Here is a 10237-nt window from a genome sequence, read left to right as displayed (position 1 = left end):
CGATGATGTAAGGAACGCCAACCTGACGCGACAGCAGGATGTGTTCGCGGGTCTGGGGCATCGGGCCGTCAGCGGCCGAGCACACCAGGATCGCGCCGTCCATCTGCGCCGCACCCGTGATCATGTTCTTCACGTAGTCGGCGTGGCCCGGGCAGTCCACGTGCGCGTAGTGGCGGTTGGCGGTCTCGTACTCGACGTGCGCGGTGTTGATCGTGATGCCACGCGCCTTTTCTTCCGGCGCCGCGTCGATCTGGTCGTACGCCTTGGCTTCGCCGCCGAACTTGGCCGACAGGATCGTCGTGATCGCCGCCGTCAGCGTCGTCTTGCCATGGTCCACGTGGCCGATCGTCCCCACGTTGACGTGCGGCTTGGTCCGCTCGAATTTACCTTTTGCCATTTCAATTTCTCCGTATCAAAGAGCAGTGCCAGTGCTCAGGTTTTAGGTTTCCGACCGGGTGCTGGTTCGTCCGTCACTGGCAGCGGACGGCACCCGGCCGAAGACCGGCTGGTTGTGGTTGCTTACTTGCCGCGAGCGGTGATGATCGCGTCGGCGACGTTCTTCGGAGCTTCGCTGTAGTGCTTGAACTCCATCGTGTACGTCGCACGGCCTTGCGTGGCCGAGCGCAGGCTGGTCGAGTAGCCGAACATCTCGGACAGCGGCACTTCGGCCTTGATGACCTTGCCGCCGCCAGGCATGTCGTCCATGCCCTGCACCATGCCGCGACGGCTGGACAGGTCACCCATGACGGTACCGGCGTAGTCTTCCGGCGTCTCGACTTCCACGGCCATCATCGGCTCGAGGATGACCGGGCTGGCCCGGCGCATGGCTTCCTTGAAGCCCATCGAGGCGGCCATCTTGAACGCGTTTTCGTTCGAGTCCACGTCGTGGTACGAACCGAAGGTCAGCGTGGCCTTGACGTCCACCACCGGGAAGCCGGCCAGCACGCCGTTCGGCAGCGTGTCGATGATGCCCTTTTCCACCGCGGGGATGTACTCGCGCGGCACCACGCCGCCCTTGATGGCGTCGACAAACTCAAAGCCCTTGCCCGGCTCTTGCGGCTCCAGCGTCAGCACGACGTGGCCGTACTGGCCCTTGCCGCCCGACTGGCGCACGAACTTGCCTTCGACGTCGGTCGCGGTCTTGCGGATGGTTTCGCGGTAGGCCACCTGCGGCTTGCCGACGTTGGCTTCCACGCCGAACTCGCGCTTCATGCGGTCGACGATGATTTCCAGGTGCAGCTCGCCCATGCCCGAGATGATGGTCTGGCCCGATTCTTCGTCGGTGCGCACGCGGAACGACGGGTCTTCAGCGGCCAGGCGCGACAGGGCGATGCCCATCTTTTCCTGGTCGGCCTTGGTCTTGGGTTCCACGGCCTGCGAGATCACCGGCTCAGGGAAGACCATCTTTTCCAGCGTAATCACGGCGTCCGGATCGCACAGGGTTTCGCCCGTGGTCACGTCCTTCAGGCCCACGCAGGCGGCGATGTCGCCGGCCAGAATTTCCTTGATTTCTTCACGCTGGTTGGCGTGCATCTGCAGGATCCGGCCGATACGTTCCTTCTTGCCCTTGATCGGGTTGTAGACGGTCGAGCCGGAAGCCAGCACGCCCGAGTACACGCGAACGAAGGTCAGCTGGCCGACGAACGGGTCGGTCATCAGCTTGAAGGCCAGGGCCGAGAACTTCTCGCTGTCGTCCGCCTTGCGGAAGACTTCCTTCTCGTCGTCGTCCGTGCCGCCGACCGGGGGGATGTCCACCGGCGAGGGCAGGAAGTCGATCACCGCGTCGAGCATGCGCTGCACGCCCTTGTTCTTGAAGGCGGTGCCGCACAGCATCGGCTGGATTTCGGTGGCGATGGTGCGGGTGCGCAGGCCGAGCTTGATCTCTTCCTCGGACAGTTCGCCCGATTCGAGGTACTTGTTCATCAGCTCTTCGCTGGCTTCGGCCGCGGCCTCGACCATGCCTTCACGCCACTTCTCGCACTCGGCCTGCAGCTCGGCGGGGATGTCCTCGTACGAGAACTTCATGCCTTGCGAGGCCTCGTCCCAGATGATGGCCTTCATCTTGAAGAGGTCCACCACGCCCTTGAAGTTGTCTTCGGCGCCGATGGGCACCACGACGGGCACGGGGTTGGCCTTCAGGCGGGTCTTCATCTGGTCATAGACCTTGAAGAAGTTCGCGCCGGTGCGGTCCATCTTGTTGACGAACGCCAGACGGGGCACCTTGTACTTGTTGGCCTGGCGCCAGACGGTTTCCGACTGGGGCTGCACGCCACCCACGGCGCAGTACACCATGCAGGCGCCGTCCAGCACGCGCATGGAACGCTCCACCTCGATGGTGAAGTCCACGTGCCCCGGGGTGTCGATGATGTTGAAGCGATGCTCCGGATAGGACATGTCCATGCCCTTCCAGAAGCAGGTCGTCGCTGCCGACGTGATGGTGATGCCCCGCTCCTGCTCCTGCTCCATCCAGTCCATCGTCGCGGCGCCGTCGTGCACCTCGCCGATCTTGTGGTTCACACCGGTGTAGTACAGGATGCGCTCGGTCGTGGTGGTCTTGCCGGCATCGATGTGCGCAGAGATACCGATGTTGCGGTAGCGCTCGATGGGAGTTTTGCGGGACATGGTGTTGCTCCAAATACAGGGGCCGCTCGCGGGTTGGTGCAAACCCGAAGAGCGGCCAGGGGAACGTAGGACTGGGACGACTTAGAAGCGGAAGTGCGAGAAGGCCTTGTTGGCCTCTGCCATGCGGTGCACTTCGTCGCGCTTCTTCATCGCGCCGCCGCGGCCTTCAGAGGCCTCCAGCAGCTCATTGGCCAGGCGCGCGGCCATCGACTTCTCGCCACGCTTGCGGGCGGAGTCCTTGAGCCAGCGCATCGCGAGCGCCATGCGGCGGACGGGGCGAACTTCCACGGGAACTTGGTAGTTCGCACCACCGACGCGGCGGCTCTTGACTTCGACCATCGGCTTCACGTTGTTCAGCGCGGTCATGAAGATCTCGAGCGGATCCTTGTTGGCCTTCTTCTCGACCTGGTCGAGGGCACCGTAAATGATGCGCTCGGCCACGGCCTTCTTGCCGGATTCCATCACGACGTTCATGAACTTCGAGAGATCGACGCTGCCGAACTTCGGGTCGGGCAGGATCTCGCGCTTGGGTACTTCGCGGCGACGCGGCATGGGAGTCTTCCTTTATCAGCTTCAGTTGGCGCGAGCTTCGTGCCCTTGCCTTGGATGGCCATAGCCTGAAACAACCATCCACTTACTCGGCGAGCCCTGGGGCCCTCCGCAACGTGCAACCGGCTTGCGGCCGATCGCGCTGGTGGCCTTAGGCCTTCTTCGGGCGCTTGGCGCCGTACTTGGAGCGAGATTGCTTGCGGTCCTTGACGCCTTGCAGGTCGAGGGAGCCGCGCACGATGTGGTAACGCACACCGGGCAGGTCCTTCACACGGCCGCCGCGCACGAGCACGACGCTGTGTTCCTGCAGGTTGTGGCCTTCACCGCCGATGTACGAGATGACCTCGAAACCGTTGGTCAGGCGCACCTTGGCGACCTTACGCAGCGCCGAGTTCGGCTTCTTCGGGGTCGTGGTGTAGACGCGGGTGCAGACACCGCGGCGCTGGGGGCCGCCCTGCATGGCAGGCGACTTGGACTTCGTGGCTTCGACCTCACGGCCGTGGCGCACGAGCTGGTTGATGGTAGGCATGTGGACTTGTTCCCGTTTGAAGTCACGCAATTTTTTCTGTCGGGAGAAGCCACAGCGCTCTTGTGTGGGACGACCTGAGCGCCGCGCGGGGCGCAGCAGGCGACAAAGAGCGCAGCAGAATCTGCCGAAGAACCTGCGAGTATATTCGCAGTTCAATGAGCCGCGCAAGCCGATGACCCTGAACCCGCCCGAGCCCGACGCCGTGGTCGTCGACACCAACGTCGCGCTGGACTGGCTGGTGTTCCGCAACCCGGCGGTGACGCCGCTGTTCGAGCAGATCGCCGCCGGCCGCCTGCGCTGGCTGGGCTGCGAGCGCATGCGCGATGAGCTGGCGCACGTGCTGTCGCGCGGGCTGGGCGGCCGGCTGGGCGACCAGCCCGCCGAACCGGTGCTGCAGGCCTGGTGCAGCCATGTCCGGATGCAGCCGGCGCCGGTGCCGGGCGTCACGCAGCGCCTGCACTGCAGCGATGCCGACGACCAGGTGTTCATCGACGCCGCCGTGGTGTGGCAGGCGCGCTGGCTGGTCACACGCGACCGCGCGCTGCTCAAGCTGGCCAAACGCGCCCGCCGCTGGGGCGTGGAGGTGCAGACGCCCGAGCGCTGCATCGAACAGATGCGTTCAGCCGCCGGTCCAGCCCAAGGCTGAACACGCCTCCTCAGGAGGAGCGAGCGCAGCGAGCTCGGGGCACCGCCAATGAAAAAGGGGCAGCCGAAGCCGCCCCCTCCAGATGCAGGCCACCGCGCGGGCGGCCTGTCTGTCCGGCCTTACTCGGCCGCCTCGTCCGGCGTGTCGCTGCCCACCGCGGCCAGTTGCGCGGCAGCCAGCTCTTCGGCTTCCTGCAGCGCGATGGCGCGGCGTTCGCTCTCGTCCATGTCTTCCTTGGCGCGGCGTGCGTCGTGGAAGGCCATGCCGGTGCCCGCGGGAATCAGGCGACCGACGATCACGTTTTCCTTCAGGCCACGCAGCTCGTCGCGCTTGCCCATGATGGCCGCTTCGGTCAGCACGCGGGTGGTTTCCTGGAAGGAAGCCGCGGAGATGAACGAGTCGGTCGACAGCGAAGCCTTGGTAATGCCCAGCAGCACGTCGGCGTGCGTGGCCGTGACCTTGCCTTCACCGCGCAGGCGGTCGTTGGTGTCCAGCAGCTCCGAACGCTCGACCTGCTCGCCGGCGATGTAGGACGACTCGCCCGGGTTGACGATCTGCACGCGGCGCAGCATCTGGCGAACGATCACCTCGATGTGCTTGTCGTTGATCTTCACGCCCTGCAGACGGTAGACGTCCTGCACTTCGTCGACGATGTAGCGCGCCAGTTCCTCGATGCCCAGCAGGCGCAGGATGTCCTGCGGGTCCGCCGCGCCGTCGACGATCAGCTCGCCCCGGTTCACCACCTGGCCTTCGTGCACCAGGATGTTCTTTTCCTTGGGCACCAGCTCCTCGTACACCTTGCCGTCCGGATCGGTGATCTGCAGGCGCACCTTGCCCTTGGTCTCCTTGCCGAACGACACGGTACCGGTCTGCTCGGCCAGCGTGCCGACGTCCTTCGGCGAACGCGCTTCGAACAGCTCGGCCACTCGCGGCAGACCGCCGGTGATGTCGCGGGTCTTCTGACCTTCCACCGGGATACGTGCCAGCACTTCACCGGGGGCCAGGTCCTGGCCGTCGCGGATCTGCACCAGCGCGCCCACCGGGAAGCCGATGGTCACCGAGTGGTCGGTGCCAGGGATCTTGACTTCCTGGCCGCCGGCATCCAGCAGCTTGACCTGCGGGCGCACCACCTTCGTGGCACCGCGGCGCTTCGGGTCGATCACCACCAGCGTCGACAGGCCGGTGACTTCGTCCACCTGCTTGGCAACGGTCACGCCCTCTTCCACGTTCTCGAACTTCGCCTTGCCGGCGAATTCCGTGATGATGGGTCGGGTCAGCGGGTCCCAGTTGGCCAGCACGGTGCCGGCCTTGATGGTCTGGTCGGCATGCACGTTCAGCGTGGCGCCGTACGGCACCTTGTGACGCTCGCGCTCACGGCCGTGCGGGTCGAGGATGACGATCTCGCCCGAACGCGAAATGACCACCAGTTCGCCCTTGCCGTTGGTGACGTAGCGCATCGTGGCGTTGAAGCCGATGATGCCGTCGCTCTTGGCTTCGACGCTGTTGGCCACCGCGGCGCGCGAAGCGGCACCACCGATGTGGAAGGTCCGCATCGTCAGCTGCGTGCCCGGCTCACCGATCGACTGCGCGGCGATCACGCCCACCGCCTCGCCCACGTTCACCAGGCCGCCACGGCCCAGGTCGCGGCCGTAGCACTTGGCGCACAGGCCGAAACGCGTGTCGCAGGTCAGCGGCGTGCGCACCTTCACCTCGTCGGCGCCGGCGGCTTCCAGCACGTCCAGCGTCTCTTCGTCGAGCATCTGGCCGGCCGGCACCAGCAGCTGCTGGTTCTCGGGGTGCAGCACCTCGACCGCGGCGACGCGGCCCAGGATGCGGTCACGCAGCGATTCGATGACTTCACCACCTTCGACCAGCGCGCGCATGGCGATGCCGTTCTCGGTGCCGCAATCGACTTCGGTGACCACCAGGTCCTGCGTCACGTCCACCAGACGACGGGTCAGGTAGCCGGAGTTCGCGGTCTTCAGCGCCGTGTCCGCCAGGCCCTTACGAGCACCGTGGGTGGAGATGAAGTACTGCAGAACGTTCAGGCCTTCGCGGAAGTTCGCGGTGATCGGCGTCTCGATGATCGAGCCGTCAGGCTTGGCCATCAGGCCGCGCATGCCGGCCAGCTGGCGGATCTGCGCGGCGGAACCCCGGGCGCCCGAGTCGGCCATCATGTAGATGGAGTTGAACGACTCCTGGTCCACTTCCTTGCCGTGGCGGTCCTGCACCTTCTGCTTGGAGAGCTGGGCCATCATGACCTTGCCCACCTCGTCACCGGTCTTGCCCCAGATGTCCACGACCTTGTTGTAGCGCTCACCGGCGGTCACCAGGCCCGAGACGTACTGCTGCTCGATCTCCTTGACTTCCTTTTCGGCGCGGTCGATCAGGCCCTGCTTCTCCTTGGGCACCAGCATGTCGTCGATGGCGATGGAGATGCCGGCGCGCGTGGCCAGGCGGAAGCCCGACTGCAGCAGCTTGTCGGCGAAGACCACCGTCTCCTTCAGACCGCAGGTGCGGAAGGACACGTTGATCAGCTTGGAGATCTCCTTCTTCTTCAGCGCCTTGTTGATGTTGCTGAAGGGCAGGCCCTTGGGCAGGATCTCGGACAGCAGCGCACGGCCGACGGTGGTGTCGACGAGCTTGGTCTCCGGCACGAACTCGCCGGTTTCCTTGTTCTTCGTGTACTGCGTCAGGCGCACGCTGATCTTGGCGGTGATTTCCACGGCGCCGTTGTCCAGCGCGCGCTGCACTTCCACCACGTCGGAGAAGATCAGGCCTTCGCCCTTGCCGTTGGTGCGCTCGCGGGTCGCGTAGTACAGACCCAGCACCACGTCCTGCGACGGCACGATCGACGGTTCGCCGTTGGCCGGGAACAGCACGTTGTTGGAGGCCAGCATCAGCGTGCGGGCTTCCATCTGCGCTTCGATCGACAGCGGCACGTGGACGGCCATCTGGTCGCCGTCGAAGTCGGCATTGAACGCCGCGCACACCAGCGGGTGCAGCTGGATGGCCTTGCCTTCGATCAGCACCGGCTCGAACGCCTGGATGCCCAGGCGGTGCAGCGTCGGCGCGCGGTTCAGCAGCACCGGGTGTTCCTTGATGACTTCTTCAAGGATGTCCCAGACCACCGGCGTGCCGCTCTCGACTTCCTTCTTGGCGGCCTTGATGGTGGTGGCGATGCCCATCGCCTCCAGGCGCGAGAAGATGAAGGGCTTGAACAGCTCCAGCGCCATCAGCTTGGGCAGGCCGCACTGGTGCAGCTTGAGCGTCGGGCCCACCACGATGACCGAACGGCCCGAGTAGTCGACGCGCTTGCCCAGCAGGTTCTGGCGGAAGCGGCCGCTCTTGCCCTTGATCATGTCGGCCAGCGACTTCAGCGCGCGCTTGTTGGCACCGGTCATCGCCTTGCCGCGACGGCCGTTGTCCAGCAGCGAGTCGACCGCTTCCTGCAACATGCGCTTTTCGTTGCGCACGATGATCTCGGGCGCCTTCAGCTCCAGCAGCCGCGCCAGGCGGTTGTTGCGGTTGATGACGCGGCGATACAGGTCGTTCAGGTCGGACGTGGCGAAGCGGCCGCCATCCAGCGGCACCAGCGGACGCAGGTCCGGCGGCAGCACGGGCAGCACTTCCAGCACCATCCAGCTCGGCCGGATGCCCGAACGCTTGAAGGCTTCCATCACCTTCAGGCGCTTGGAGTTCTTCTTGATCTTGAGCTCGGAGCCGGTCATGTCGCCGCGGAGCTTCTCGATCTCGACGTCGAGATCCATCTCCTCCAGCAGCTTCTTGATGCCCTCGGCGCCCATCAGCGCGACGAACTCTTCGCCGAACTCGATGCGCTTGGCGTCGTAGTCGTCCTCGCTCATGATCGAGAACTTCTTCAGCGGGGTCATGCCGGGGTCGACCACGACATAGGCTTCGAAGTACAGCACGCGCTCGATGTCGCGCAGCGTCATGTCGAGCACCAGGCCCAGACGCGACGGCAGCGACTTCAGGAACCAGATGTGCGCGCACGGCGCCGCCAGGTCGATGTGACCCATGCGGTCGCGGCGGACCTTGGTCTGCGTGACTTCAACGCCGCACTTCTCGCAGATGACGCCGCGGTGCTTAAGGCGCTTGTACTTGCCGCACAGGCACTCGTAGTCCTTGATGGGGCCGAAGATCTTGGCGCAGAACAAGCCATCGCGCTCGGGCTTGAACGTGCGGTAGTTGATCGTCTCGGGCTTCTTCACTTCGCCGAACGACCACGAGCGGATCTTTTCGGGCGAGGCCAGCCCGATCTTGATCGCGTCGAAGTGTTCGTCGGGCGTGAATTGCTTGAAAAGGTCGAGTAGTCCCTTCATGCCTTTTCTCCTGTTCCCTTAGTTGCGCTCGAGCTCGATGTCGATGCCGAGCGAACGGATTTCCTTCACCAGCACGTTGAACGATTCCGGCATGCCGGCTTCGATCGAGTGCTCGCCCTTGACGATGTTCTCGTAGACCTTGGTGCGGCCGTTCACGTCGTCGGACTTCACGGTCAGCATCTCCTGCAGGATGTACGAGGCGCCATAGGCTTCCAGCGCCCACACTTCCATTTCGCCGAAGCGCTGGCCACCGAACTGCGCCTTGCCGCCCAGCGGCTGCTGGGTGACGAGCGAGTACGGGCCGGTGGAGCGGGCGTGCATCTTGTCGTCGACCAGGTGGTGCAGCTTCAGCACGTGCATGTAGCCCACGGTCACGGGGCGCTCGAAGGCGTCGCCGGTGCGGCCGTCATGCAGCGTGGCCTGGGTGCGCGTCTCGGTCAGGCCCTTGGCCTTGGCCACGTCGTCCGGGTAAGCCAGCTTCAGCATGCCGCGGATTTCCTCCTCGGCCGCGCCGTCGAACACCGGCGTCGCGAACGGCACGCCGTTCTCGAGGTTCTTGGCCATCTCCACGATGTCGTCGTCGCTGAACGAGGACAGGTCCTCGGTCGTGCCGCCCGACTGGTTGTAGAGCTGGTCGAAGAACTTGCGCAGCTCGGCCGCACGCGACTCCTTCTGCAGCAGGTCGCCGATGCGCTGGCCGATGCCCTTGCCGGCCCAGCCCAGGTGCACTTCCAGCACCTGACCCACGTTCATCCGCGAAGGCACGCCCAGCGGGTTCAGCACGATGTCGCACGGCGTGCCGTCGGCCATGTAGGGCATGTCTTCGATCGGGGTGATCTTGGACACGACACCCTTGTTGCCGTGACGGCCGGCCATCTTGTCGCCAGGCTGCAGGCGGCGCTTGACGGCCAGGTACACCTTGACCATCTTCAGCACGCCGGCCGGCAGCTCGTCGCCTTGCGTCAGCTTCTTGCGCTTTTCTTCGAAAGCCAGGTCGAAGCTGTGGCGGGTCTGCTCGAGCGAGTTCTTGATCGACTCGAGCTGGTTGGCCACTTCGTCCTCGGCCGGGCGCACGTCGAACCAGTGGTACTTCTCGATCGAGGCCAGGTAGGCCTTGTCGATGGTCGTGCCCTTGGCCAGCTTCTGCGGGCCGCCGTTGGCGACCTTGCCGTTCAGCAGCTTCTCGATACGGTCGAAGGCGTCGGCCTCGACGATGCGCAGCTGGTCGTTCAGGTCCAGGCGGAAGCGCTTGAGTTCATCGTCGATGATCTGCTGGGCGCGCTTGTCACGCTGGATGCCTTCACGGGTGAACACCTGCACGTCGATGACGGTGCCGCTGGTGCCCTGGTCCACGCGCAGCGAGGTGTCCTTCACGTCGGACGCCTTCTCGCCGAAGATCGCGCGCAGCAGCTTTTCTTCCGGCGTCAGCGTGGTTTCGCCCTTCGGCGTCACCTTGCCCACCAGCACGTCGCCCGGGTTCACCTCGGCGCCCACGTACACGATGCCCGACTCGTCCAGGCGAGCCAGCTGCTGCTCGGACAGGTTGGG

6 protein-coding genes and 1 pseudogene are annotated in these 10237 nt (G+C 64.9%); 1 reads left to right on the top strand and 6 read right to left on the bottom strand.

The window, feature by feature from the left end; translation table 11 throughout:
• The 4 genes from ABNT58_RS08605 to rpsL form a co-directional block, all read right to left on the bottom strand.
• Nucleotides 1-397 (bottom strand): GTP-binding protein (locus tag ABNT58_RS08605; protein ID WP_348753082.1); only part of this gene is annotated, 397 nt, incomplete at its 3' end.
• A gap of 122 nt (nucleotides 398-519) precedes the next feature.
• A complete protein-coding gene (gene fusA, locus ABNT58_RS08600) occupies nucleotides 520-2622 on the bottom strand; it encodes an elongation factor G (RefSeq protein ID WP_348753081.1) in 2103 nt (700 codons plus the stop codon).
• 81 nt (nucleotides 2623-2703) lie between these two features.
• Nucleotides 2704-3174: a 30S ribosomal protein S7 gene (gene rpsG / locus ABNT58_RS08595; protein ID WP_046116048.1), complete on the bottom strand. Its 471-nt coding sequence runs from the start codon at nucleotides 3172-3174 to the stop codon at nucleotides 2704-2706.
• A 148-nt stretch (nucleotides 3175-3322) separates the two neighbouring features.
• Complete coding sequence (rpsL, locus tag ABNT58_RS08590) at nucleotides 3323-3700, bottom strand: 30S ribosomal protein S12 (protein WP_046116047.1); 378 nt, start codon at nucleotides 3698-3700, stop codon at nucleotides 3323-3325.
• A 172-nt stretch (nucleotides 3701-3872) separates the two neighbouring features.
• Here rpsL and ABNT58_RS08585 point away from each other — a divergent pair, with 172 nt between their 5' ends.
• The gene (locus tag ABNT58_RS08585) at nucleotides 3873-4346 is read left to right on the top strand and encodes a PIN domain-containing protein (RefSeq protein WP_348753080.1); all 474 of its coding nucleotides are present in this window, start codon (nucleotides 3873-3875) and stop codon (nucleotides 4344-4346) included.
• 119 nt (nucleotides 4347-4465) lie between these two features.
• Here the strand turns inward: ABNT58_RS08585 and rpoC are convergent, their stop codons facing one another.
• Together rpoC and rpoB are read right to left on the bottom strand one after the other, a co-directional pair.
• Nucleotides 4466-8689: a DNA-directed RNA polymerase subunit beta' gene (gene rpoC, locus ABNT58_RS08580; protein WP_348753079.1), complete on the bottom strand. Its 4224-nt coding sequence runs from the start codon at nucleotides 8687-8689 to the stop codon at nucleotides 4466-4468.
• Between the two features lie 18 nt (nucleotides 8690-8707).
• Nucleotides 8708-10237, bottom strand: a pseudogene (gene rpoB, locus ABNT58_RS08575) (DNA-directed RNA polymerase subunit beta); the annotation flags it as partial.

The sequence above is a fragment of the uncultured Aquincola sp. genome, assembly GCF_964001545.1.
In the GTDB taxonomy this organism is placed as follows: Bacteria; Pseudomonadota; Gammaproteobacteria; order Burkholderiales; family Burkholderiaceae_C; genus Aquincola.
The sequence above is the reverse complement of the archived record's forward strand: the minus strand, read 5'-3'. Positions and strand labels throughout refer to the sequence as shown.

Bases quoted from the DNA above. Each gene is read 5' to 3' on its own strand.
- rpoC (WP_348753079.1), bottom strand. From the start codon at position 8,689: ATGAAGGGACTACTCGACCTTTTCAAGCAATTCACGCCCGACGAACAC.
- ABNT58_RS08585 (WP_348753080.1), top strand. From the start codon at position 3,873: ATGACCCTGAACCCGCCCGAGCCCGACGCCGTGGTCGTCGACACCAAC.
- fusA (WP_348753081.1), bottom strand. From the start codon at position 2,622: ATGTCCCGCAAAACTCCCATCGAGCGCTACCGCAACATCGGTATCTCT.
- rpsG (WP_046116048.1), bottom strand. From the start codon at position 3,174: ATGCCGCGTCGCCGCGAAGTACCCAAGCGCGAGATCCTGCCCGACCCG.
- rpsL (WP_046116047.1), bottom strand. From the start codon at position 3,700: ATGCCTACCATCAACCAGCTCGTGCGCCACGGCCGTGAGGTCGAAGCC.